This window comes from Streptomyces sp. A01 (assembly GCF_059026195.1).
Genome location: NZ_JBWLKN010000020.1, coordinates 1 through 24,265, shown reverse-complemented (window position 1 = coordinate 24,265; position 24,265 = coordinate 1). Strand labels below are relative to the sequence as shown.

The window sequence follows — 24,265 nt, the reverse complement described above, 5'->3', positions numbered from 1 at the left end:
GCCCGCCGCCCCCTTGTCCACGCCTGTATGCGTGCCTGTATTCATGCCTGTGTTCGTGCCTGATCACACCGCGGGAATTCTCCGGGCTACGCCGCGAAGCATGCGGCATCAGAGCGGCGGCGGGTCCGGCGACCCCTCCCCACCCCTCTTCACCCTCTTCTAGTCCCCTCATACCCGTTCCCACCAGGGCGGTTGCGGGAACCAGAACAGTGCCACCGGGCCCCGGGTCCGTTTCACGTATCTTTGCGGCGGGGGTGAGCTGTCCCCACGCCGCGCTCGGTCACCGTCATTCGCACGCGAAGGATCTCCGCATGGATTCGGCTGCTCCCGTCACTCCGGACAGCTCTCCCGAAGCGACGCCCGCCGACTCCACCAGCCCCGCGGTCCCGGCCGGGCGCACCGGGTCCCAGGCCCCCTCGGAGCCTGCGGGGAACCATGAGCCCGCCGAGGCCACCGGGCCCGGCCCGGACAAGGCGGCGGCCCGGCTGGACGGCAGGCTCAGGAACGCGGCGACGCGGTTGCGGGACCCGCGCTGCGACCCGTACTGGCTGGCCACGGCGCTCTTCGCCGTCTACGCCGCCCTCTCCATACTTCGCTACCGCCGCCTGGCGTCGATGTCCTGGGATCTGGGCATCTTCGAGCAGGCCGTGCGGTCGTACGCGCATTTCCAGGCCCCGATCGTCGATCTCAAGGGCCCCGGCACCAACATCCTGGGCGACCACTTCAGCCCCATCACCGCCCTGCTCGCGCCGTTCTACCGGGTCTTCCCCTCCCCCGTGACCCTGCTCGTGGCGCAGGCCGTGCTCTTCGCCCTCTCAGCTATCCCCGTCACCCGGGTCGCCGCCCAGCTGCTCGGGCGCGAGCGCGGGCTCGCGATCGGCGTCGCGTACGGAGTGTCCTGGGGCGTGCAGCGCGCCGTGGACTTCGACTTCCACGAGATCTGCTTCGCCGTCCCGCTGATCGCCTTCGCCCTGGAGGCGCTGCTGCGCGGGCGGTGGGTGGCGGCGGCCTGCTGGGCGCTGCCGCTCGTCCTGGTCAAGGAGGACCTGGGGGCGACGGTCGCCGCGATCGGTGTGGTGCTCTTCATCCGGGGCCGCCGGGCGGACTCCCGCGTGACACCGCTGGCGCTCGCCCTCGCGGGATTCGGCGTGCTGGCCGCCGCGTTCGCGCTGGGTGTCGTCATCCCGGAGTTCAACACCTCCGGCTCGTACGACTACTGGAACAAGATCAACGCGGAGAGCGGCCCGGCGCCCACCATTCCGGCGGAGACCGCGCTGCGCACCCTGGCGTGGGTGCTGCTGCCCACCACCGGGCTGCTGGCGCTGCGCTCCCCGCTGCTGATCGTGGCGCTACCGACGATCGGCTGGCGCTTCGTCTCCCACGAGGAGCACTACTGGGGCACCGACTGGCACTACAGCGCCGTGCTGATGCCGGTCGTCTTCCTCGCGCTGGTGGACGCCGTAGCGCGCTCGCAGCGCAGCCGCCGCGCGTGGCTGCGTTCGTACGCCGGGCAGCTGCCCGCCGCCGTCGCCGCCGCGGGGCTCGCGCTGACCACGGCCCTGCCGCTGGCCACGCTCACCGAGCCGGACTCCTACCGCAAGCCCAGCGAGGTCACGGCGGCCGAGCGGCTGCTGGAGCGCATCCCGGACGACGCGTCCGTGGAGGCCAACATCGGCCCGATCAGCCGGCTCGCCAGGCGTTGCCAGGTGTTCTGGATCGGCGACACCCGGGGGCGGCTGCCCGACTACATCGCCCTGCGGGAGAACACCGGCCGCACACCGGAGCAGCTCGTCGGCTACGCCCGTCAGCTGCACCCCGACGCGGAGTACACGCACATCGGCAGTGCGGGCGGCGTGGAGGTCATGGAACGCGTCGGGCGTCCGAAGACCCGTTGACGCGGCGCGGCCCGGCCGCATCGCCGCAGGCGGCGGGGCAGGAGCGGGGCTCAGCAGCGAGGCTCAGACGCGGGGCGAGGCGGAGACGCCGTGGGACCGGTAGCCCGCCCCGTCGCCGTTCCAGTTGATCTTCAGAACGCCGTCGGCCACGGCCTTGGCGCCGCGCGCCGGGTAGCTGATGGCGGACGTGGTGAAGGAACCGCTGCCCGCGTCGAGGCGGGAGCGCAGATCGAAGTTCGCGGACTCCAGCACCGGGTCAGGGCCGCTGGTCGACTTCTTCACCGACAGCGTGAAGCGCGCGCCGTCGAAGACGCGCTTCCCGTCCGCCACCTTCGGCGCCGTCCACTTGATCTTCGCGTGGGCGTAGACGAGGGGACCGGAGCGCCGGGCGCACACCTCGGTCTTGATGACGTAGTTGTCCGGCCGTGGGCCGTGGTACCGCGGCATGTCGAGGCTCTTCGACGTGGTGGTGCACTTGTAACCGGCGGCGGACGCCGGGGAGCTGGTCACCAGGGCGCTGCCTGCGACAGCGGCGACTATCAGAGCGGTCGCTGCCGATCGGTTGAACTTGGCGTTGGCCACAATGTCCCTTTCCCGTAGGGGCCGCAGAGGACTCTGCCGACCTGCGAGGGTGCCGTGATCCAGGGTCATTGTGGCAGGCGATGTGACAGGACCGACCGGGTGGGGCCCTGCCCACCCCCGGGAAGGCGTCGGCCGAGCGGTGCGTACGACAGATACCTACGGAGCCGATTACAGAGCGTAGGACTATGGCTAGAGCCACGAAAATCCGCGTTGCCTCGCGGTGGCCGGAGCGGCGATAGTCACTGAGGAACCCGGAGAACAGCCGGGTTCAGCGGACGTGAGAAGACCGGACAAGGGGTCCCTGTGGCGCAGCCCATCACCGTACCGATCACCGTGCGTGGCTATGAGACGGATTCCCAGGGCCACCTGAACATGAGCGTCTACGTGCAGTACGCCGAGCATGCCCGCTGGGCGCTGCTCGACGCGGCGGGCATCTCGCAGAGCGCCCTGCTGGAGAAGGGTGTCGGCCCGGTCAACCTGGAGACCACCATCAAGTACCTGCGCGAGCTGCGCGCCGGGGACGAGGTGACGGTGAGCTGCGCGTTCGTGTGGGGCGAGCGGAAGACCTTCCGCATCGAGCAGGAGGTCCGCAAGACGGACGGCACCCTCTCCGCCGACATCGCCAGCCTGGGCGGGCTGCTCGACCTCAAGGAGCGCCGCATGGTCGCCGACCCGCGTGAGTACTTCCGCGCCCTGGCCACGCAGCCGCAGGTGCTCGGCCTCTGACCTGAGCGGCCCGCCCCGGCAGGCGCGGCAGCGGAAGCCCCGCGCCTGCCGCGTGTCCGTCTCCCCGCGCCGCGCGGTGAGCAAGCCCGCGCGGTGAGCAAGCCCGCGCGGTGAGCAAGCCCGCGCGGCGCGCCCTGGGACTTACGGGCGCGGTCGGCCCGGCACGCCCCCGCCCCGCCTCCCGTCCGCACCGTGTCAGCTCCGGTCGGCGGCCGACGCCACCCCCAGCCAGGTGTGCGGGTTGCCCTCCCAGCACCAGCCCAGCTTCGGGGCGCCCTGGCTGATCCAGACAGCCGGAACCCTGCGGTCTCCCGAGCGGCTTCCCGCGAGGGAGAAGCACTTGTTCTTGGCCAGCGCCCGCGGATACTGCGTGACGAACGCGAGGCCCTCTTCGATGGTGAGCGGGGTGCGACCGCGCTCGGTGATCACCGCCAGGGCGTCGGCGGGCACGGCGCCGCAGAACTCCTCGCCCCGGTCGGCGTCGAACAGGACGTACATCCCGCTCCCGGGAGCGCCCAGTTCCCTGAGGGAGACGAACCGCTCCAGGTCACCCGGCGCGTAGTGCCGGTCGATGATGCCGGTCTTGCTCTTGCCCGCGAGGGTGGTCAGCGGCACGGCCTGCTCCACGGGGACGAGCGCCCTGGTGACCACGAGCAGGAACGGCACGCGCCCCTCGCGCGGCTCCGCCATCTCCCCGGCCCGCGCGAGGACGCTTTCGCGCAGCGGCGCGGCGCGGTCACGGAACGCGGCCTCGGACAGCTGGGCCAGGGCCGGGTAGCCCGCCTCCACGAGCGTGCCCACCTGGCGGTCGAATTCCGCGGCCGGATCGAAGGCGGTCACGGCGGCGTTCACAGTGTCGGCAGTCAAGGCGTCTCCAGAGGTGGTGGGGGCGGGGGCAGGGCGGGTGGACGGGCGGCGTATCAGTAGGACCTCCGGCGGGGGGCGTTGACCGGGCGGCGCGGCTGGTCGCGACCGGTCATGGGCGGCTGCACCCGCTGCGGGCGGGCGGCCCCGCGGTCCTGGGCGGCGTTCCGTCCGGCCATACGCGGGGCGGCGTTGATCTTTCGCAAGGTAAGACCTCTCTCCAGTCCGCATCCTCAGGGCGAACTTGCTACGGACGTAAACTTAGCCTGACAGTCCACGATTCGTCAAGGTTAATTTTATATCGGGGGTAAGATTGCCTCATGAGTGTCGATGAGATGGGACTGCGCGAGTCCAAGAAACGGGAGACCAGGCAACTGATCTCCGACCACGCCACCAGGCTGTTCATCGAGAACGGCTTCGAGACGACGACGATCGCCGAGATCGCCGCGGCCGCCCGGGTGGCCAAGAAAACGGTCACCAACTACTTCGCCCGCAAGGAGGACCTGGCCCTCGACCACCACGAGGAGTTCGTCGCGGGCCTGGCCAGTGCGGCCGCCGGGCGCCCGGCGGGCGAGTCGGCGCTGGCGGCGCTGCGCCGTGAGTTCCTGGCCGGGGTCGAGCGCATGGACCCGGTCATCGGCTTCTCGGGTGAGGTGTTCGCCCGGATGATCGTCGAAAGCCCCACGCTGCTGGCCCGCCTGCGGGACCTGCACGACCAGCGCGAGGAGGCGCTCGCCCAGGTGCTGGCGGCCGACACCGGGGCCGCCGAAGGCGACATCACGCCCAGGGCCGCGGCGACCCAGCTCGGCGGCGCCCACCGGGTGCTGTTCCAGCACATCATGGAACTGACCCTGGACGGGAAGCCCAACGAGCAGATCGCCGCCACGGTGGCCGACTCGGCCCGTACGGTCTTCGGCCTGCTGGAGGGCTCGCTCGCGGACTACGCGGTCAAGTGAGCCGTGGTGCGCCGATGGGCCCGCTCCTGGAATGCGCCAGAAGGGGCGGGCCCATCGCTTTTCGCGCGCGCGTCCCGGCGCCTGGGTGGCTGTGGCCGTCTCCCGGACGACTGGGCGGATGGATGCCGGCGCGTGCGGACGGCGTCAGCGCAGCCGCGCCGCGTCCGCCGCTTCCGTTCCCCGGGCCCAACCCTCGGCGTCACGGCCCTTGATCCGGTGGGCGGTCGTCGTCGGGAACATCCGCTGGGCCGCCTGCCCGACCGTCACCTCACGGGCGGCGAGCACCGGCAGCGGGTCCGCCGTACGCGCGCGGGCCGCCTCGCCCGCGGCGTCCGTGGCCGCCTGCCGGGTGGCGTTGGCGAGCCGGTCCCTGATGCGGCCCGCGTACGCGATGAGGAACGACTCCCGGAAGTCCCTGGTACGGCGGGCCCGGCCCCGCGCGTGATGCTGGTTGCCCGCGCTGTGCATGGCGGTGGTGGCCTGGAGCAGCAACGAGGTGTGCAGCAACTCCACGAGTTCCAGGTCCGCTTCGTAGCCGACGACCGTGGAGAAGCCGAAGTCGGAGGACCAGACGGCGTGGCAGTGGTTCGCCTCGGCCACCGCGTCGAGCAGCAGCGCCTTGGCCGACTCGTACGGCCCCTCCACGCCGATGCGGCAGGCGCCGGGGCCGTCCCCCTCAGCAGTGGCGCGGCCGTCGATGGCGTTCGCCGCGACCAGCGCGTCGTCGATGCTGTAACGGGCCATCAGCTGCTGCGCCTTCGCCGACAGCGCCTCGGCCTCTTCGGGAAACTCCGTCGACTCGGCCTTGGCGAGGAGCGCCCGTACGCGGTCGAGCTGCCGGGGCGCGAGAGAGGAACGCGGCGGCGCGGGCCTGGCCGCGGCGGCGGGCGGGCCCGGGGGCGGCCCGATGGGGGTGAGGGGCGGCAGGCGGCTGATGAACCGGAGCGCGTCCAGCGCGCAGGAAGCGGCCTCGAAGCGGCCGGCGCGCTCACGCCGCGCGAACGCCTCCAGGTAGTCGCCGTCACCGTCCCACCAGACCTGTGCGTCCAGTGCGCGCAACTGTGCCGCCCAGCGCGCCGGCAGGTGTTCCGGCGGGTAGCGGCGTGCCTGCGCGGCGACCGCGTCGGTGCACAACCGGGCCCGGTCGGCGGGGAGTTCACGGCGCATGACGCGCAGCACGTCGGCCGGGTACCAGCCGGTCGACCAGCGCAGGCCGAGGCTCTGCCCGGCGGCGGCGAGCACCGCGCGACTCACGGCCTCCCAGCCGTCGGGGGCGGCGGTGAGCGCTGAGGCGCCCGCGTCGAGGGCGCGGTCCAGCGCGTCGGCGCTGACGTCCACCGGCAGGCTCACCAGTTCGCGGAGCACACCGTCCAGCAGCGCCGGGGCCCCGTCCGCCGGGCCCGGACCGGTACGGCCGCGCCGCGCGCCGCTGTCGCGTCCGCTCACGGGTCTCTCCTACGTCGTTCCGCGTTGTGCTGTTCCGTGTCTCTTCCGGGGCGGCCGCCCCTGGGAGACGCGCGAGAGGCACGGATCGCGCCGGGGCACACGTCCGCCGGGCGGTGATCGGCGTTCGTGCTCGGTGCCGATCACCGCCCGGCGGCGGGGAAACCGGGTGGTCTCTCGCCCGTCAGCGCACGGAGGCGCCGACCGGGGTCAGACCCGGGTCAAGCTCAGACCGCGCTGCCCGCGACCCACTCGTTCCAGCTCATGTTCCAGCCGTTGAGGCCGTTGTCCGGCTTGATGGTGTCGTCCGGGGAGTTCTTCATGACGACCAGGTCGCCGAGCATCGTCTCGTTGAAGAACCAGGCGCCGTCCTGCGCGTTGTCGCCCGCACCCTTGGCGTCGTTCAGACCGATGCAGCCGTGGCTGGTGTTGGCGGCGCCGAAGATCGAGTCGGAGCCCCAGTAGTTGCCGTGGATGAAGGTGCCCGACGTGGACAGCCGCATGGCGTGCGGGACGTCCTTGATGTCGTACTCGCCCTTGCCGTCCTTGTTCTTGAACCCGACGGTCGAGCCGTCCATCCGGGTCTCCTTGAACTTCTCGGAGATCACCATCTGGCCGTTGTACGTCGGGTTCTCCACGCTGCCCGCCGAGATCGGGATGTCCTTGATCTTCTTGCCGTCGCGGACCACGGTCATCCGCTTGGTCTTCGCGTCGACGGTGCTGACCTGCGAGCGGCCGACCTCGAAGTTGACGGTCTTGTCCTGGACGCCCTTGACGCCGTTCGTCGCCTCGACGCCGTCGAGCTTCATCTTCATCGTCACCTTGGAACCGGCCTTCCAGTACTCCTGGGGCCGGAAGTCAAGGCGGTTGGGGCTGAACCAGTGGCCGACGACCTTCTGCCCGCTGGTGCTGGTGACGGTGATGGCGGACTGCACGTCCTTCTTGTTCGTCACCGCCTTGTCGAAGGTGATCGAGACCGGCATGCCGACGCCGACCTTCGATCCGTCCTCGGGCGTGAAGCTGCCGATGAAGCTGTTCGCCGGGGAAACCGTGGTGAACGACGAGTTCTCCGTCGCCTTACGGCCCTCGGAGTCCTTGGCCACGGCCTTCAGCTTGTACGTGGTGGACCGCTCCAGCTGGCTGTTCGGCTTCCACGAGGTGCCGTCGGCGGATATGACACCCGGGACGGCCGTGCCGTTGGCGGAGGTCATCGTGACCTCGGACAGCTTGCCGCCACTGACGGTGACCTTGGCGTCACTGTTGATGCCCGCGCTGGTGTCGCCGTCCTTCGGCGTGATCTTGATGTGGGCGTCAGAAGCGTCCTTGGCCGCCGCCTCGTCCACCTGGGACTGCGACTTGCCGCCCTTGTCCTTGTCGCCGCTACCGCTGTCGCCGTCATCGCCACCACACGCCGACAGGGCCAGCACGCCGCCAAGCACAGCGGCTGCGGCTGCCAAGCCCTTGCGGCGCTTGCCGTACGTCATCACACGCTTCTCCATCACTGCTGAACCCCGTCAATCCCCGAGCCGAACCGCTGGGCGCACAAGTACCGGCCACTGCATAGGAACGCCTGCACCGTTTGGTCCGTTCCACTCCCAGTAAAACTGTGGGCAATGCCACTTACCAAAAAACCCCGGTCAGACCATATGTCTGACGGGGGTTATTGGTCGTCCGGTTCCGCCTCACGCCCACCTTTCGGGGACTACTTCGTTATGCTCTCGCCGCCCGGCCCGAGCGCGGCCCCGCGCCACCGCCGCCACCGCCGAGGCCGGGGGACTTCCGGCTAGCGACCCGCGCCGCCCGCGCGATCCCCGTAAGAGACACCGCCGCCACCCCCTTCACCCGCATCCCCCTCAACCTCCAGACCCTCTTCTTCGTCACCTTCATCGTCATCATCGTCATCGAGACCCCAGTACTCCTCGTCCGGGTCGTACTCGATCCGCTCACTGCTCCAGGACGCCTGCGCCAGCTCGATTCCGGGGACCTCCTTGAGGAGGTCGGACGGATCGATGAGATACGCCAGCGCCTCCGCGTGGTCCTCGCGGATGGCGAGCCGGGCGTGCCCGCGCTCGTCCTCGGGCATGAAGGCGTCGCTCTCGATCTGGCGCAAAGCGGCCTGGCCCAGCTGATCAGCGTCGGTGATGTCCAGCACGATCTCGACGCGAAGCCGGACAAACTGTGATGTTTCCGAAGTGCTCATGGTCCGGAGCGTAAGGGTCTTCGGCCCAGGCTTCCGTACGACCCGCAGCTGTCACTACCATCGGGCCACAAGGCCAATTGGCCGCCAGCACAAGGGGGATCTCTTCCGTGACTGTCGCACGTCGACCACTGCTGACCGCCTCCGCCGCCGGCGCGTTGCTGTGTGCTCTGTGGTTCGTGCCGTCCGCCAACGCGAAGGCTGAGGGCCACGACTCAGGTCAGTCGCAGCCAGCAGCGAGCACCAGCTCGGACACACCGTCACAAGAGCTGAATCTCGCCAACTCCGGCAGCGTCGACACCACCCCGTATCTGATCGGCGGTTCCGCCTTCCTGGGCCTCGGCCTGGCGATGGTGACCGCCTCCGTGCGCCGCTCGCGCACGCCCGCGGCCTGAGCATCCGGTCCCCAGCCCCACCCGACACTCCTACCCGACAGGTCCGCCCGCCCGGCATCGCCGGGCGGGCGGACCTGCGTTGTTCCTGAGCGGCGCCGTCAGCCGAGCGGCCCGGTCACCGGCTGCACGGCGTCGATGAGCGCCCCGGAACGTACGAACGCCTCCGCCGCCGCCAGGTCAGGCGCGAGGAAACGATCCGGCCCCGGGCCCTCGACGCCCGCCTCGCGCACGGCGGCCAGGACCGCCTGCGTGGCGGGCGCGGGCGTCAGCCCCTCCCGCAGCTCGACGGCGCGGGTGGCGGCGACCAGCTCGACCGCCAGCACCCGTGCCAGGTTGTCCACCGCCGTACGCAGCTTGCGCGCCGCCGACCAGCCCATCGAGACGTGGTCCTCCTGCATCGCCGAGGACGGGATCGAGTCCGCCGACGCGGGAACCGCCAGCCGCTTCAGCTCGCTGACCAGGGCAGCCTGCGTGTACTGGGCGATCATCAGCCCCGAGTCGACGCCCGCGTCACCGGCGAGGAACGGCGGCAGGCCGTGCGAGCGGTTCTTGTCCAGCAGCCGGTCGGTGCGCCGCTCCGCGATCGACCCCAGGTCGGCGATCACGATGGCGAGGAAGTCGAGCACGTAGGCGACCGGGGCGCCGTGGAAGTTGCCGTTGGACTCGACCCGGCCCTGCCCGTCACCATCGTGCAGCACCACGGGGTTGTCCACGGCCGCCGCCAGCTCACGCTCGGCGACGAGCCGGGCGTGCGCGAGGGTGTCCCGGCCCGCTCCGGCGACCTGCGGGGCGCAGCGGATGGAGTACGCGTCCTGCACGCGGGGGGCGTCGTCCTGGTGGTGCCCGGTCAGCCCGGAACCGGCGAGTACCCGCAGCATGTTGTCCGCGCTCACCCCCTGGCCGGGGTGCGGGCGGATGGCGTGCAACTCGGGGGCGAGCACCCTGTCCGTGCCCAGCAGCGCCTCCAGCGACAGGGCGGCGGTGATGTCGGCGGTGGTGAACAGCCGGGCCAGGTCGGCGCACGCCATGACCAGCATGCCGAGCATGCCGTCCGTGCCGTTGAGCAGCGCGAGACCTTCCTTCTCCCGCAGCTCGACAGGCTCGATCCCGTGCTCGGCCAGCAGGTCGGCGGCGGGCCGCAGCACACCGTCGGGCCCCTCGGCGTCGCCCTCGCCCATCAGCGTCAGCGCGCAGTGCGACAACGGCGCGAGGTCACCGGAACAGCCGAGCGACCCGTACTCGTGCACGACGGGGGTGATGCCCGCGTTGAGGATGGCGGCCATCGTCTCCACGACCAGGGGCCGCACCCCGGTATGACCGGAGGCCAGCGTCTTCAGCCGCAGGAACATCAGGGCGCGCACCACCTCGCGCTCCACGCGCGGGCCCATCCCCGCCGCGTGCGAGCGGACGATGTTGCGCTGCAACTGAATCCGGAGGTCAGGGCTGATGTGCCGGACAGCGAGCGCCCCGAACCCGGTCGAGACGCCGTATACCGGCTCGGGCTTGGCCGCCAGATCCTCGATGACCTGCCGCGCGGCGGCCACAGCCGCCAGAGCCTGGGGGGACAGCTCGACGCGTGCCTGGCCGCGGGCCACAGCGATCACGTCCTCAGCGGTTGTCCCGGACGTCCCCACCACCACAGAGTGCATATCCATATTCAGGCACCCTAGAGACTGAATCGCGAACTGTCACGGGCTGGCCGGCCACCCGCACCGCCGCCCCCACCGCCAAACCCTCCAGCCGTACCCGCACCACCGCGCCCACCGGAGGCACCACCCGCGCCCCATCCCCCGGAGGCACCGCCTCCGCCCCCATCACCACGGCCTCGGCCCCGCCCCCTGATACGCCGTCGGTCGGCGGTCTGCGGAACGGGCGTGTCAGCGAGGCGGACCACCGGGTCCTGGGTCCCGCCGTCACGCCCGGCGACCACCGGCTTGTCGGCTTGCGCGGCCTTCGCCCGGTACTGCGCGGCGTCCGCCAGCCGGAACAACCGCCGCGCCGACCGCACAGGACCGATGGGATCGCCCGTCGAGGCGACCCCGCAGGCGACGCCCTCACCGAGTTCGAGGCGGCTCGCCCGGCGGCACAGCTCGTCCGCGACGACCACCACCTCATCCGCCGAGGGCCCCACGGCGAGCAGGCAGAACTCATCGCCCCCCAGCCGGGCCGCCAACGCGCCCGGCAGCATCGCACCGCACACCGACAGCACCGAGCCGAACCGTTCCAGCAGCCGGTCCCCCGTCTCATGCCCGAGCGAGTCATTGACCCGCTTCAGCCCGTTGAGGTCGCACACCACGAGGCTGACCACCGCCTCCTGCTCCGTGTGCAGCTCCAGCGCCTCATCCAGCCGCATGTCCACCGCCCGCCGGTTGGCGAGACCGGTCAGCGGATCGGTGAACGCCAGCCGGTGCGCCTCCTCCAGCCGCTCGTTCTGCGCGATCCCGGCGGCTGTGACCGACGCGAGTACGGCCGCGAAGTCGGCATCCCCGCGGCCGAACGCGGGAACCTCCGGAGGCCGCGCCACATACAGCTCACCCCAGGCCCGCCCGCGCAGCACGATCGGCGCGACCACGCAGGAGCCACGCCCCCGCCGCCGCAGCGCCGCCACCCGCCCGGCCCGCCGCCCAGGACCCAGTTCGGCACCGTACGCACCGACCGGCTCATCCGCCGCCGTCTCCACCCAGGCGGACCCGCCACCGCTGATCCACTCCTCATGGGAGCACTCGGCGATCTCCGGAAAATCATGCACGGGATACGCCTCATCAGCGGGGAACTCCACCTCCCCCGCGGCCAGCTCCCCGACGTTGACCAGCACCCGCAGCCGCCCCAGCTCGCGCTCCCACACGGAGATCGCGGCGAAGCTCCCCTCAAGCGCGGCGAGCGCGCTGCGCGCGGCGGCACGCATCGACTCGCGCGCCGTGTGGGCCGACGCCATCGCCTGCGCCAACGCCACCACGGCCGCCAGTCGTGTATCGCCCTCGCCCGTCACCCACGCCTCGCATTCCGTCACTGTCCGCACATGCCTGCACTCCAGCGTAAGAATGTTCAGCGAATTTCGCTTGAGGGGGGTTTAGGAACCGGAAGAGACCGACGAGTGAATCACTCATCACCCCCTGGCGCCCGGCTGGAGAAACCCCGGAGGCACTCACTCACCCGGCCACTGCGGCGTCCGCTTCTCATTGAACGCCGCGACCCCCTCCGCCCGGTCCCCGGAGAACGCCACCGACCGCCAGGCCGCGTCCTCGACCTCAAGACCGGCCCGCAGATCAAGCCCCTGCCCGAGCCGCAACGCCCGCTTCGCCGCACGCAGCCCGACCGGCGAGTGCCCCGCGATCCGCCCCGCCAGCTCCAGCGCGGCCGTCCGGTCCTCACCCTCAGCGACCAGCTGGTCCACAAGCCCCAGCTCACGCGCCTCCTCAGCGGCGACCCGGCGCGCCGTGAACACCAGCTCAGCAGCGCGCGCAGCCCCCACCCGACGCGGCAACAGCTGCGTGCCCCCACCTCCCGGAATGACACCGACCGACACCTCCGGCAGCGCCACCACGGCCGTCCGGTCAGCCACGATCAGGTCGCACGAGAGCGCCAGCTCGAACCCGCCCCCCAACGCGAACCCGTGCACCGCCGCGATCGCGGGCACCGGCAGCTCAAGCACCCCCGTATACGCCCCACGCGCCACCGGCCGCTGCCGCCCCAGCTCGGCGTCACTGAACTTGTTGCGCTCCTTGAGATCCGCCCCGACACAGAACGCCCGCTCATGCGTGGACGTCAACACGACAGCCCGGACATCCCGGTCCCCAGCGAGCGCGGCACACGCCGCACCAATGGACCGCGCCATCTCCGTGGACACCGCGTTCATCGCCTTCGGCCGGTCCAGCACCAGCTCAGCCACAAACCCGTCCCGCCGCACCGCGACCCATTCCCCAAACCGCTGCTCGCTCACGCCACACCCTCCCGAGGTTAACGACCGTAAACCCAGACCCACGGATCATCGCAGCCCCACCCCACCCCCCGCTACAAACCCACCCCAACCGACACCCGCGAGCGACACCAGCCACCAGCCACCAGCCCGGAACACACGGGAACAGTCGGGAACAGTCGAGAACCCACAGAAGCACGCGGAAACGGCGGAAACAGGCGGGAACAAACGAGAACAGAGGGAAACAAGAAAACGGACGGACACACAGGGACACCCGGAAACACCCGGAAAGGCGCGGAAACACCCGAGAAAGACGCGGAAACGGGAGGAAACAGACGAAAACCAGAAATCACCCGGCAGCCGAGAGGCGACGGGAGGGGCCGGGGTCGGAGGGGCAGGGTCCTGGACGCTTACGTGTATTTGTGGCGCAACAAGAGGCCAACCACACAAAAGGGCCTAAGGCGCCGTAAATATACGGTCCAGGACCCTGCCCCGGAGGCCCAAGGCCCCGGCACCCACCCGCCCCAGCCGTGCCACGTCAGCCCGAAGGCGGCCGCCGCCGCAACTGCCAAGGCTCGACCACGCCAAGCCCCCGCACCGGCCGCTGCCACATCGGCTGGAGCGCGAACCGGTACTTGGCCGTACCCTCGCCCTCCTTCTCCGCCACAGCAGCCTCCGCCTCCGACACCGGCGCATCCCCCGCCCGCGACAGCTCCTCCGCGAACGCCCCGTCCACCAGCACCGCATCCTTCGGCGCTATCGACGTCAGCCGGCTCGCCAGATTGACCGTCGTCCCGAAGACGTCGCCCATCCGGGTCGTCACCGTGCCGAAGGCCAGCCCGACCCGCAGCTCAGGCATCGTCTCGTCGTTCGCCAGCGTCTCGATGAGCCGCAGCCCGATCTCGGCCGCCGTCCCGGCGTCGTCCGCCGCGTACAGCACCTCGTCGCCCAGCGTCTTGATGAGCCGCCCCCCGTGCGCGGCCACCAGATCGGCCGCCGTGGTCTCGAACGCCTCGACGAGCTCGCCCAGCTCCTCTTCCTCAAGCCGCCGCGTCAGCCGCGTAAAGCCGACCAGGTCGGCGAAGCCGACGGCCAGCCGCCGGTCGACCATCTCCGCGTCGTCCGCCGCCATCACCACCCGCCCGGTCGCCGCGGCGAGCTGCCGCCGCCACACGTAGACGATGAATTCCTCAAGCTCCGGGAGCAGCAGCTCGACCAGCGGATACGCGATCTCGGTCCGCGTCATGCCCAGTTCCTGCGGCTCCGTCAAGCCCTCAAGGAAGGAGTCGATCTGCCAGTCGGCGAGCCGCGCGGTCGTCTGCCCGGTCGAGCGCGCGACCTGTACGGCCATCGCGTCGCTCAGCAGCCCGGCCTCCACCAGACCGGCGAGCCGCCGCAGCGCCAGGACGTCCGCCTCCGTGAGCGCCTTCGCCTGCCCGATGTCGGCGAAGCCCATCGCCCGCCAGAACCGCGAGGCGAGCTCCATCGACACCCCCGCGCTGCGGGCCGCCTGAAAGGGCGTATAGCGCCGCTCCGCGCCGAGGATCAGCTGCTCAAGCTTGATCGCGATCGGGTCGTCTTCCGGCCCGGTCCCGCGCTCAGGGTCGGGAGGGTCAGGAGAGACAGCATCGCTGGAACCCGTGTCGTCGTCGCCAGCACCCGTGTCGTCGACGGTCACCGGCGTTCCCCTGCCATCGGCGAGGAGGCCCCAATCCGTGTCCGGTCCCTGCGCACTGCCCTTCCGTTCCTCTTTCGCTCACCACGCCACGCACCACGCACCCGCACGCACAAACACGCCCACGCGTCACGCCCGTCGACAGCACCACGAGACCACGAGCGCACCGCTCCCGCACCGCTCCCGTACCGCCACCGAACCACTGCCGCGCTACTACCGGCACTCTTACCGCACCCCCGGCCCGGCCAGCGGCCGACCGGACGGATCAGCACAACGATACGACAGGTGTGCCGTAGCTCACTCTTCCGGAGATGCCGGCCGCAGATGAACGATGTCCCCCGCCGACACGGATTCCCGTGCGCCGTCCGCCGTAGCGATCACCAGTCGCCCGTCGCCGTCGATGGCCACCGCCTCGCCGACGCACTCCCCTCCGCCCGGCAGCTCCGCCCGTACGGCACGGCCGAGCGTCGCGCAGCCCGCCGCGTACGCCTCCTGTAGACGGCTGGCCACCGGGTCGCCGCCCACGCCCCGCCACTCGCCGTACCAGTGCTCCAGCGACCGCAGCACCGCGCGGAGCAGCGGGTCCCGGTCGGTCGACACGGCCCCGGCCAGCGTGAGCGACCCGGCGCCGGGCACCGGCAGTTCGTCGGCGCGCAGCGAGACGTTCAGCCCGATGCCCACCACGACGCCGCCATCGGCGCGCTCGGCGAGGATTCCGCCGAGCTTGCGTTCGCCACCGGCGGGCCCGTCATCGCCCTGGGGCTCACCGGCGCGCTGGGGAAAGGTGACGAGCAGGTCGTTGGGCCACTTCAGGGCCGTGTCGACACCGGCCGACCGGGAGATCGCGCTCGCCGTCGCCACCCCGGCGAGCAGCGGCAGCCAGCCCCAGCGCTCGATGGGCACCTCGGGGCCGGGTCGCAGCAGCACGGAGAAGAACAGCCCGGAGCGGGGCGGAGCCGACCACGCGCGGTCCAGCCGCCCGCGGCCCGCCGTCTGCTCCTCCGCGACGAGCACCTCGCCCTCCCTCGCACCGGCGTTCGCACGTGCGACAAGGTCGGAGTTGGTTGAGCCGGTGGCGGGCAGCACGTCGAGCGCTGTCCACAGGCTGCCGGGCCGCAGCAGCGCGCGCCGTAGTCCGGACTCGTTCAGCGGCGGCCGGTCGAGGTCGGACCACTGGCCGCCGTCGGAGAAACGGGGGATCTCGGGGGTGTCAGAGGGCGTCATGCGGGCCAGCCTAGAAGCGGAGGGGTGAGATCGAGGGAGCGGAAACGCGCCGCGCCCACAGAGAAGCCAGACAGAAGCCGAACAGAAGCCGAAGAGAAGCCACCCGCCCCCGCGCAGACCGACACCCGACCCCGCACACCCGAACCCCCACCCAGCCCCCTTCAGCCCCACCCACTCCCCAGCCGAGCACCGCCCGAGGACCGCCGAGGACCACCCGAGCACCGCCCGAGCACCGCCAGGGCGTCATCCGCGGACCGCCCGCTCCCCGCCCGAAGCGGAGCGAAAAGGTGTGGCCAACGCCGCACTGCCACAGCGCGATCTCGCCGATACGCTACGAGGCGGTAGCTACGGCGACCCGCGCGGCACAGCAGGGAGCGCGGGGAGTCGACCCCCGAGGACGAGCAGGAGCCGCATCCCGATGTCCGAGCCGGAACACGACATCCACACCACCGCCGGGAAGATCGCGGATTTCCAGCGCCGCGTGGAAGAGGCGACGCAGGGCGGCTCCGCACGGGCCGTGGAGAAGCAGCACGCGAAGGGCAAGCTGACAGCGCGCGAGCGCATCGACCTGCTGCTGGACGAGGGGTCGTTCGCCGAGCTGGACGAGTTCGCTCGGCACCGCTCCACGAACTTCGGCATCGAGAAGAACCGCCCGTACGGTGACGGCGTCGTCACCGGGTACGGCACCGTGGACGGCCGCCCGGTCTGCGTGTACTCGCAGGATTTCACCATTTTCGGCGGCTCCCTCGGCGAGGTCTACGGCGAGAAGATCGTCAAGGTGATGGACTTCGCGCTGAAGCACGGCTGCCCCGTCATCGGCATCAACGACGGCGGCGGCGCCCGTATCCAGGAAGGCGTCGTGGCGCTCGGCCTCTTCGCCGAGATCTTCCGCCGCAACGTGCACGGCTCCGGGGTGATCCCGCAGATCAGCCTGATCGTGGGCCCCTGCGCCGGTGGCGCGGTCTACTCCCCGGCGATCACCGACTTCACCGTGATGGTCGACCAGACCTCGCACATGTTCATCACGGGACCCGACGTGATCAAGACCGTGACCGGCGAGGACGTCGGTTTCGAGGAGCTGGGCGGCGCCAGGACGCACAACACCACCTCGGGTGTGGCGCACCACATGGCGGGTGACGAGAAGGACGCCATCGAGTACATCAAGGCGCTCCTGTCGTACCTGCCGTCCAACAACCTCTCCGAGCCGCCGGCCTTCCCCGAGGAGGCGGACCTGGAGATCACGCCGGAGGACCTGGAGCTGGACGTCCTCATCCCGGACTCGGCCAACCAGCCGTACGACATGCACAAGGCGATCGAGCACGTACTCGACGACGCCGAGTTCCTGGAGACGCAGTCCCTGTTCGCTCCGAACATCATCACCGGCTTCGGCCGGATCGAGGGCCACCCGGTGGGTGTCGTGGCCAACCAGCCCATGCAGTTCGCGGGCTGCCTGGACATCGACGCCTCGGAGAAGGCGGCGCGGTTCGTACGGACCTGCGACGCCTTCAACGTGCCGGTGCTGACCTTCGTCGACGTGCCCGGCTTCCTGCCCGGCGTCGACCAGGAGTACAGCGGCATCATCCGGCGCGGCGCCAAGCTGATCTACGCGTACGCCGAGGCGACCGTCCCGCTGATCACGGTGATCACCCGTAAGGCGTTCGGCGGCGCGTACGACGTCATGGGCTCCAAGCACCTCGGCGCCGACCTCAACCTGGCCTGGCCGACGGCGCAGATCGCCGTCATGGGCGCGCAGGGCGCGGTCAACATCCTGCACCGGCGCACACTCGCAGCCGCTGAGACCCCCGAGCGAGCCGAGGAGCTGCGCCAGGAGCTCATCGCCGACTACGAAGACGCCCTGCTCAACCCTTACGCCGCGGCCGAGCGCGGCTATGTCGACGCGGTGATCCTGCCGTCCGAGACGCGCCGCCACATCGTCCGCGGGCTGCGCACCCTGCGCAACAAGCGCGAGTCCCTGCCGCCGAAGAAGCACGGCAACATCCCGCTGTAGGAGGGCCGTTCATATGGTGATCAAGGTACTTCGGGGCAACCCGACGCCCGAGGAGCTGGCCGCCGCCCTGGCGGTCGTACAGGCACGCGCGGCGGCCGCGGGCGCCGCCGCGCCCGGCGCCGGGGTGCCGGAGGAGTGGTCCGACCCGGCCCGCACCGTCCCCAGCCGCCGTATGCCGCACCCGGGGCCGAAGGCGTGGCGGACCACGTACTGGCCCGTCTGACACGTACTGGTCCGTCTGAGGGGTCAGATCCCGCAGAAAACCAGCATTGAAGCGCCCGGCGCCTGAGTACCTGTACTCAGGCGCCGGTCCGCGCTGCGGCGCACGATGTCTCACATGCTGTGGTCCGACCCGCCCGAAGAACCGCCAGACGAGCTGCGCGTGACGGAGATGATGATCCGTCGTGCGGGTACGGTGCTGGCGGTCGCCGCGGTCGTCCTGATGATCATCCTGAGCCTGGGCGCGTAGGCACGCAGCACACGGCACCACAACGCGTCCGCACCACAGCGCACAGCACGCCACAGCAGGCACCTCAGCATCACAAGGCGTACGCACCACAACGCATCGCGCCACAACGCGCCCGCACCACAGCAAGCACAACACACCAGGCGCCCACCGTCTCGGGGTGCCTCAACGCGCCTCAGCGCTCCCCCAGCGGCAGCTCCAGCCGGAGCCGGTAGCCGCCGTCGCCGGTCGGCGCGGATTCGAGGAGGCCGCCGAGGAGCGCGGCGCGCTGGTGCAGGCCGACGAGCCCGTGCTGGGAACTGGGCAGGTGGAGGGCGGGACGGGTGGGGGCGGTGTTCGTGACCGTCGTGACCACTGCCGCGTCGCCGTGCCGGATGCGGACCAGCGCTCGCGCGCCGGGCGCGTGTTTGCGCACGTTCGTAAGCGCCTCCTGCACCGTCCGGTAGATGGCGCGTTGCAGGGGCGGTGCGAGGTCGTCCGGCAGGTCCATGTCCAGGTCGGCCTCGATGGCGCTGCCGCTGACGAGCCGGTCGAGCCCGGCGAGCGTGGGCTGCGGGGTCAGCTCGGTGGGCGCGCTGCCGGACGTGCGCAGGAGGCTGACCATGTGCCGCAGCTCTTCGAGGGTCTGCACGCCGAGCTGGCGGATGGTGGTGGCCGCCTCCTTGGTGTCCGGGTCCCTGGTGCTGACCTGGAGGGCGCCCGCCCGTACGGCGATCAGGCTCACCTGGTGGGAGACGACGTCGTGCATCTCGCGGGCCAGTTGGGCGCGTTCGTTCGCCAGCACCGTCTGGGCCGTCAGCAGCCGCTCGGTCTCGCGCGCCTCAGTGATCTCCGCCAGGCGCGCTGACAGGTCGCGGCGGGCCTGGACGAGCTGGCCGAGGAAGACCGCGGCGGCCGCGGACGCCAGCCCGTAACCGGCGCTGGGCGCGGTGTCGATGCCGAACTCCGCGCTGAAGTCCGGGGTCTGCCACGGCAGCGCGTAGCAGGTGGTGAACGCGGCGGTGGAGACGCCGATCAGCAGGCGGCTGCGGGTGCTCGCGGCGAGCAGGGACAGGGCGATCAGTGCGGGGAGGCTCGCGTTGGTCATGAGGGCGGCGGGCAGCGTCAGGCCGAAGGCCACCAGCGGCAGCGGGCGCCGCAGCAGCAGGGCGCAGGCCGCCAGCGTCGCCAGGGACATCTCGCCACGGTCGTCGAAGTAGACGTTGATGTACGTGTCGAGCAGGGCTACGCCGACGAGCAGGGCGTCAAGCAGGGGGGCGGGCAGCCGGGGGGAGGTCATGCGGTGTTCCGGCGCGGTGCGAGGAGGCCGGCGCGCTCGGCGAGGAGGGCCGCCTGGATGCGGCCGCTGACCTCCAGCTTGGTGAGGATCGCGCTGACGTGGTCCTTGACGGTACCGGTGCTCAGGAAGAGGCGCAGGCCGATGTCGGTGTTGGTCAGGCCCTCGGCGATCAGGCGGAGAACATCGCGCTCACGGTCGGTGAGCCGGGCGATGGCTCCGGCGGCCGGGTTGTCCGCCGCGCGGTCCAGGTAGCCGTTCACGACGGTGCGGGTGACCTTCGAGGACAGCACGACGCTCTCGGCGGCGAGGCTGCGCACCAGGTGCGGGAGCTGTTCCGGGTCGGTGTCCTTGAGCAGGAACCCGGCGGCTCCCGAGCGGAGCGCGGTGGCCACGTACGCGTCGGTGTCGAAGGTGGTGAGCATGGCGACCACGGGAGGTTCGGGCAGTCGGCGGATCTGGCCGAGGAGCGTGAGCCCGTCCACGTCGGGCATGCGGATGTCGAGAAGGACCACGTCGGGGCGGCACTCCCGGATGGCTTTCATCGCCTCGCCGCCAGGGACGGCCGCGACGACGTCAAGGTCGTCGGCCGCGTCGAGGATCAGCCGGAAACCGCTGCGTATCAGCGCCTCGTCGTCCACCACCAGCACTCGGATCACGGTCCCGCCCTTCTCTCGTCGTCGCTCCGCCGCCCTCGTCCGATTACCTACCACGGGCGTGCCGCCGTGGTCGTCGCCGTTCCGGTTCCAGTCACCTGGCGGGGGGTGGTCCAGCCAGTCGGCGGGGTGGCCCCGGAAGCCTGCCGGATGGGCGAGGGGACGCGGTTACCGGAGCGTTGACGGCATGAGGCGCCACGCGGCATCCGACACGGAGGTCGGCCCACCGACCCGCACAACCGGCACACCCGCTCCGACCACCGGCACACCGAGTCCGGCACCCGGCCCACCCGCTCCGTCCACCGGCACACCCGACCCGGCACCCGGCACACGGGCCGTGGAAGCCGCCACGCCGGCGGCGCCCACGACAGCGACCACGGCCACAGCAACGACCACGGCCGCGACCACGCGACTGGTCGGGCTCGACCTGGCGCGCGGCCTCGCGGTCTTCGGGATGTACGCGGCCCATGTCGGCCCCGACCCGGCCGTCAGGGACGGAGCCGCCGGTTTCCTCATGGAACTCTCCCACGGCCGTTCCTCCGCGCTGTTCGCCGTGCTCGCCGGAATCACCCTCGTGATCATCGCGGGGCGCCGAACGCCCAAGACGGGGCGCGACGGGCGGCAGGCCGCCGTCCGGATCGCCATCCGCGCGGTGGTTCTGCTCGCGCTGGGCACCGCGCTGATGATGAGCGACACCCGGGTCGAGGTGATCCTCGCGTACTACGGCCTGTACTTCCTGCTCGCCCTGCCCTTCGCCCGGCTGGGCGCCGGGGCGCTGGCCGCCATCGCGGCGGGCTGGGCGCTGGCCGGACCCCAACTGCTGTACGTCGCGCTGAAGGCGACCGGGGACAGCCCCTTGGAGCGGGCCGCCGAGGCGCACGACCCCCTGGCCCGAGTCGGCGGTGAGGGCTTCCTGGAACTGCTGGTCACCGGCAACTACCCGTTGCTGGCCTGGATGCCGTTCGTGTTCGCGGGCATGGCCATAGGCCGTCTCGACCTCGCCGCTCACCGGGTACGCGTCCGGCTGGCCGTCATCGGCCCCGCCCTGGCGGTGCTCGGCTACGGCACCTCATGGCTGCTTTTCCGGCTCGTTCCGGCCATCGTGGAGACCACGGGCAGGCCGAACGCGTGGTGGTCCGACGCCGATCCCTTCCCGATGAACTACGACGACTACCGCGCCGTCGAGCTGCTGCTTGCCGCCCCGCACAGTGAGACCACGCTGTCGGTCATCGCGAATACCGGCGTCGCCGTCACCGTGATCGTCGCCGCGCTGGCCGCCATGGACCACCTGCCCCGGCTGCGCCGCTTCCTCGGCCCGGTCATCGCGGTCGGCACCATGTCGCTGAGCGCGTACGTCGGCCATGTCGTCGGCATCTGGGCCTTCAACATCGAGATCGAGGCCGAGGAACCGTCCGACCTGCCGCTGTCCCTGCTGCTCGGGTTCATCGCCTGCGCCGGCGCCCTGGCGTACGGCTGGTCGCACCTGTTCCGGCGCGGGCCACTGGAGTACCTGGTGTACCAGACCACCCGGCTGGCCCGCTGGGTCCGCTGACACCGGGAGGCCGTCAGCGCCCCGCCGAGGGGGTCGGGCCCGCCACACGGCGGACGTACCGAACCGGCACCCGGACCACGCCGGCACCCGAGCACCCCGCCCCCGAACACCGCATCGCTCGACCACCCGACCACCCGACCACCCGAGCGTGCGGAGCGAATGTCAGTGCCCATCCCTACGGTAGGAATCATGACCGAATACGCCGTGCCCATCCTGCCCAGCCGCAACCTGAACGAGACGCTGGACTTCTACGTCCGCCTGGGCTTCGAGCCGGAGGCCACCCCGGAGGACGACGACTATCTGATCCTGAGCCGGGGGACGGTGGAGCTGCATTTCTGGCACCACCAGGAGGTGGACCCGCTGTCCACGGCCGCCAGCTGCTACGTGCGTGTCGAGGACGCCGACGCCCTCCACCGCTCGTGGGAGGAGATCGGCGTGCCCAGCGACGAGGCCACGGGCAGCCGCCTGGTGCCGCCGTCCGACACCGCGTACGGGATGCGCGAGTTCGCCCTCGTCGACCGCAGCGGGAACCTGTTGCGCGTCGGCAGTCCGCTGCCCGCCCAGTCGTGAGCGCACGGGCCGGTGCCTGCCCGCCCCGGCCCGCCGTGCCCTGACCACCACGGGCGGTGCCCGCCCGGCCCCTCCCGGCGGCCCTGCCTACGATGTGCGGCATGAACGCCACTCACCGCCCCCACTCCCCCTCCCGCCGCCTCGTGCTCGCCTCCCAGTCGCCCGCCAGGCTCGGGCTGCTGCGCCAGGCCGGGCTCGCGCCCGAGGTGATCGTCAGCGGCGTGGATGAGGACGCGCTCAGCGCCGACTCCCCCACCGAGCTGGCGCGGCTGCTGGCGGAGGCGAAGGCGGAAGCGGTGGCCGCCCGCCCGGAGGTGCGCCCGGAGGCGGCCGCCACCGGCGCGAGCACCAGCACGGACACGGGCATGGGCACCGGCGCGCTCGTCATCGGCTGCGATTCGGTGCTGGAGCTGGACGGACAGGCGCTCGGCAAGCCCGCGGACGCCGAGGACGCCACCGCGCGCTGGAAGTCGATGCGCGGCCGTTCCGGAGTCCTGCGGACCGGGCACTGCGTCATCGACACCGCGACGGGTCGGCGGACGTCAGCCACGGCCTCGACGACGGTCCGGTTCGGCGAGCCCACGGACGCCGAGATCGCGGCGTACGTGGCCAGCGGCGAACCGCTCTACGTCGCGGGCGCCTTCACCCTCGACGGTCGCTCGGCGCCCTTCATCGACGGCATCGACGGCGACCCGGGCAATGTGATCGGGCTTTCGCTGCCGCTGCTGCGCCGCCTGCTGGCGGAACTGGACGTCTCCATCACGGAGTTGTGGACGGCGCCGGAGTAGCCGGGCCGATCGGGGAAGGGCCGTCGCCGGTGCCGTTGCCCGCGCCGCCGCCCTCCGCGGGCCCCGCGGCCGCGCCGTCGACGTCACCGTCGTATCCCATCAAAGCCAGCACGATCAGGCCCAGCACGACCATCATGAACGCGAACGCGGACCAGCCGACCAGGCCGACGGAGAAGGCGCCGAGCAGACCGTGCGTGACGGCGCAAGTGATGAGGAGGATGTGACCGAAGCGGCCCGGCGCGAGGTCTCGTACGGACGCACGGAGCAGGATCACGGCGCAGGCCAGCAAGTAGAGCCCGATGGCGCCGCCCGCGACCCAGGTGGCGATGGTCATCGCGCCCGGGTCGAGATCGGCCAGGGACATCTCCTGGCGGTCCACGACCAGCCCCAGAATCCAGTTGAGCAGCGCGATGCCGACCGCCTCGACCATCAGCACCACAGCCGCCACCGCGGCCACCGTTCTGCGCGCCACCCGTGCCACCTCTTCCGCTGCCGTCCAGAGGCGGTTACCCCTAGTACGCCCTCGAAGCGCACGCTACTAACGAGTAAGGCGCGCCGACAAGGGGTCTGCGGCGCGCGCGTCAACACGGGAGACCGCCGGGACCATAAGGCAAAGTTTCCGCTTCGCATTCGTAGGTTCTCTACAAAAAAACGCAGGCTGCCATGGGGCCACCCCATCGAGACCTTGCCCACATTCGCATCTGGCTAGCGGTCCAGAAAAGCGGGCGTACCGTGGAGCAACGGGGGATCTGGTCCCTCCGCAGGGGCCTGGCGCGCACCCTCTGTGGTCAAGCTCACGCCCGGAGTCTTCTCGGCGCACAGTGTTGCCTGTACCTAAACTCTGCTTGTTTCAAGGAGGGAGCCATCGTGCGCAAGGTGCTCATCGCCAACCGTGGCGAAATCGCTGTCCGCGTTGCCCGTGCATGCCGCGACGCCGGGATCGGGAGTGTGGCGGTGTACGCCGACCCGGACCGTGACGCGCCACATGTCCGGGCCGCGGACGAGGCATATGCCTTGGGTGGTGACACGCCCGCGTCCAGTTATCTGGATATGGGCAAGGTGCTCGCCGCGGCGGC

At 71.1% G+C, this 24,265-nt stretch carries 24 protein-coding genes; 11 read left to right on the top strand and 13 right to left on the bottom strand.

What is annotated here, in order from left to right; translation table 11 throughout:
* Positions 1 to 311: 311 nt before the first annotated feature.
* Positions 312 to 1,895 carry a DUF2079 domain-containing protein gene (locus AC5P1B_RS24865; protein ID WP_493889809.1) on the top strand — a complete coding sequence of 528 codons (1,584 nt, stop codon included), beginning with the start codon at positions 312 to 314 and terminating at the stop codon, positions 1,893 to 1,895.
* 63 nt (positions 1,896 to 1,958) lie between these two features.
* Here the strand turns inward: AC5P1B_RS24865 and AC5P1B_RS24860 are convergent, their stop codons facing one another.
* Positions 1,959 to 2,477 carry a hypothetical protein gene (locus AC5P1B_RS24860; RefSeq protein ID WP_493889808.1) on the bottom strand — a complete coding sequence of 173 codons (519 nt, stop codon included), beginning with the start codon at positions 2,475 to 2,477 and terminating at the stop codon, positions 1,959 to 1,961.
* A 303-nt stretch (positions 2,478 to 2,780) separates the two neighbouring features.
* Between AC5P1B_RS24860 and AC5P1B_RS24855 the strand changes: the two genes are divergently transcribed.
* Positions 2,781 to 3,203, top strand: a complete 423-nt coding sequence (locus tag AC5P1B_RS24855) for an acyl-CoA thioesterase (protein ID WP_493889807.1) — start codon at positions 2,781 to 2,783, stop codon at positions 3,201 to 3,203.
* A gap of 195 nt (positions 3,204 to 3,398) precedes the next feature.
* Here AC5P1B_RS24855 and AC5P1B_RS24850 read toward each other — a convergent pair whose 3' ends face one another.
* Positions 3,399 to 4,070 (bottom strand): DUF5701 family protein, encoded by a 672-nt coding sequence (locus tag AC5P1B_RS24850; protein WP_493889806.1) that lies wholly within the window; start codon positions 4,068 to 4,070, stop codon positions 3,399 to 3,401.
* Between the two features lie 317 nt (positions 4,071 to 4,387).
* Here AC5P1B_RS24850 and AC5P1B_RS24845 point away from each other — a divergent pair, with 317 nt between their 5' ends.
* Entirely contained in the window at positions 4,388 to 5,023 is a 636-nt protein-coding gene (locus tag AC5P1B_RS24845; protein WP_493889805.1) for a TetR/AcrR family transcriptional regulator, read from the top strand.
* A 144-nt stretch (positions 5,024 to 5,167) separates the two neighbouring features.
* Here AC5P1B_RS24845 and AC5P1B_RS24840 read toward each other — a convergent pair whose 3' ends face one another.
* From AC5P1B_RS24840 to AC5P1B_RS24830, 3 genes are all read right to left on the bottom strand, one after another.
* Entirely contained in the window at positions 5,168 to 6,469 is a 1,302-nt protein-coding gene (locus tag AC5P1B_RS24840) for a DUF2786 domain-containing protein (protein ID WP_493889803.1), read from the bottom strand.
* A gap of 224 nt (positions 6,470 to 6,693) precedes the next feature.
* Entirely contained in the window at positions 6,694 to 7,965 is a 1,272-nt protein-coding gene (locus tag AC5P1B_RS24835; protein ID WP_493889801.1) for a L,D-transpeptidase, read from the bottom strand.
* 284 nt (positions 7,966 to 8,249) lie between these two features.
* Entirely contained in the window at positions 8,250 to 8,666 is a 417-nt protein-coding gene (locus tag AC5P1B_RS24830) for a hypothetical protein (protein WP_493889800.1), read from the bottom strand.
* Positions 8,667 to 8,773: 107 nt separating this feature from the next.
* Here AC5P1B_RS24830 and AC5P1B_RS24825 point away from each other — a divergent pair, with 107 nt between their 5' ends.
* Positions 8,774 to 9,058 carry a hypothetical protein gene (locus AC5P1B_RS24825; RefSeq protein WP_493889799.1) on the top strand — a complete coding sequence of 95 codons (285 nt, stop codon included), beginning with the start codon at positions 8,774 to 8,776 and terminating at the stop codon, positions 9,056 to 9,058.
* Positions 9,059 to 9,156: 98 nt separating this feature from the next.
* Here AC5P1B_RS24825 and hutH read toward each other — a convergent pair whose 3' ends face one another.
* The 5 genes from hutH to AC5P1B_RS24800 form a co-directional block, all read right to left on the bottom strand.
* Entirely contained in the window at positions 9,157 to 10,713 is a 1,557-nt protein-coding gene (gene hutH / locus AC5P1B_RS24820) for a histidine ammonia-lyase (protein ID WP_493889797.1), read from the bottom strand.
* A gap of 11 nt (positions 10,714 to 10,724) precedes the next feature.
* Positions 10,725 to 11,993: a GGDEF domain-containing protein gene (locus AC5P1B_RS24815; RefSeq protein WP_493889933.1), complete on the bottom strand. Its 1,269-nt coding sequence runs from the start codon at positions 11,991 to 11,993 to the stop codon at positions 10,725 to 10,727.
* 210 nt (positions 11,994 to 12,203) lie between these two features.
* Positions 12,204 to 12,998: an enoyl-CoA hydratase/isomerase family protein gene (locus tag AC5P1B_RS24810; protein ID WP_493889796.1), complete on the bottom strand. Its 795-nt coding sequence runs from the start codon at positions 12,996 to 12,998 to the stop codon at positions 12,204 to 12,206.
* 514 nt (positions 12,999 to 13,512) lie between these two features.
* Positions 13,513 to 14,652, bottom strand: coding sequence for an adenylate/guanylate cyclase domain-containing protein (locus tag AC5P1B_RS24805; RefSeq protein WP_493889795.1), 1,140 nt, complete (start codon positions 14,650 to 14,652; stop codon positions 13,513 to 13,515).
* 294 nt (positions 14,653 to 14,946) lie between these two features.
* Positions 14,947 to 15,873 carry a biotin--[acetyl-CoA-carboxylase] ligase gene (locus tag AC5P1B_RS24800; RefSeq protein WP_493889793.1) on the bottom strand — a complete coding sequence of 309 codons (927 nt, stop codon included), beginning with the start codon at positions 15,871 to 15,873 and terminating at the stop codon, positions 14,947 to 14,949.
* A 418-nt stretch (positions 15,874 to 16,291) separates the two neighbouring features.
* On the opposite strand from AC5P1B_RS24800, the gene AC5P1B_RS24795 reads away from it, so the two are divergent.
* From AC5P1B_RS24795 to mmpB, 3 genes are all read left to right on the top strand, one after another.
* Positions 16,292 to 17,881 carry an acyl-CoA carboxylase subunit beta gene (locus tag AC5P1B_RS24795; RefSeq protein ID WP_493889792.1) on the top strand — a complete coding sequence of 530 codons (1,590 nt, stop codon included), beginning with the start codon at positions 16,292 to 16,294 and terminating at the stop codon, positions 17,879 to 17,881.
* Between the two features lie 16 nt (positions 17,882 to 17,897).
* Positions 17,898 to 18,104, top strand: coding sequence for an acyl-CoA carboxylase subunit epsilon (locus tag AC5P1B_RS24790; protein ID WP_493889932.1), 207 nt, complete (start codon positions 17,898 to 17,900; stop codon positions 18,102 to 18,104).
* A gap of 114 nt (positions 18,105 to 18,218) precedes the next feature.
* The gene (gene mmpB / locus AC5P1B_RS24785; RefSeq protein WP_493889791.1) at positions 18,219 to 18,350 is read left to right on the top strand and encodes a morphogenic membrane protein MmpB; all 132 of its coding nucleotides are present in this window, start codon (positions 18,219 to 18,221) and stop codon (positions 18,348 to 18,350) included.
* A gap of 172 nt (positions 18,351 to 18,522) precedes the next feature.
* Here mmpB and AC5P1B_RS24780 read toward each other — a convergent pair whose 3' ends face one another.
* Entirely contained in the window at positions 18,523 to 19,626 is a 1,104-nt protein-coding gene (locus AC5P1B_RS24780; RefSeq protein WP_493889790.1) for a sensor histidine kinase, read from the bottom strand.
* Positions 19,623 to 20,282: a response regulator gene (locus AC5P1B_RS24775; RefSeq protein WP_493889789.1), complete on the bottom strand. Its 660-nt coding sequence runs from the start codon at positions 20,280 to 20,282 to the stop codon at positions 19,623 to 19,625. The genes AC5P1B_RS24780 and AC5P1B_RS24775 overlap by 4 nt, the downstream gene beginning before the upstream one ends.
* 184 nt (positions 20,283 to 20,466) lie before the next feature.
* Here AC5P1B_RS24775 and AC5P1B_RS24770 point away from each other — a divergent pair, with 184 nt between their 5' ends.
* The 3 genes from AC5P1B_RS24770 to AC5P1B_RS24760 all read left to right on the top strand — a co-directional run bounded on the left by AC5P1B_RS24770 (position 20,467) and on the right by AC5P1B_RS24760 (position 23,189).
* A complete protein-coding gene (locus tag AC5P1B_RS24770; protein WP_493889788.1) occupies positions 20,467 to 21,831 on the top strand; it encodes a heparan-alpha-glucosaminide N-acetyltransferase domain-containing protein in 1,365 nt (454 codons plus the stop codon).
* Positions 21,832 to 22,020: 189 nt separating this feature from the next.
* The gene (locus tag AC5P1B_RS24765; RefSeq protein ID WP_493889787.1) at positions 22,021 to 22,401 is read left to right on the top strand and encodes a bleomycin resistance protein; all 381 of its coding nucleotides are present in this window, start codon (positions 22,021 to 22,023) and stop codon (positions 22,399 to 22,401) included.
* Positions 22,402 to 22,502: 101 nt separating this feature from the next.
* Complete coding sequence (locus AC5P1B_RS24760) at positions 22,503 to 23,189, top strand: Maf family protein (RefSeq protein WP_493889785.1); 687 nt, start codon at positions 22,503 to 22,505, stop codon at positions 23,187 to 23,189.
* Here AC5P1B_RS24760 and AC5P1B_RS24755 read toward each other — a convergent pair.
* The gene (locus AC5P1B_RS24755; protein WP_493889784.1) at positions 23,161 to 23,661 is read right to left on the bottom strand and encodes a hypothetical protein; all 501 of its coding nucleotides are present in this window, start codon (positions 23,659 to 23,661) and stop codon (positions 23,161 to 23,163) included. The two genes, AC5P1B_RS24760 and AC5P1B_RS24755, sit on opposite strands and share 29 nt — an antisense overlap.
* A 395-nt stretch (positions 23,662 to 24,056) precedes the next feature.
* Here AC5P1B_RS24755 and AC5P1B_RS24750 point away from each other — a divergent pair.
* Positions 24,057 to 24,265, top strand: a 209-nt coding sequence (locus tag AC5P1B_RS24750; protein ID WP_493889782.1) for a biotin carboxylase N-terminal domain-containing protein, incomplete at its 3' end; no start/stop codon positions are given.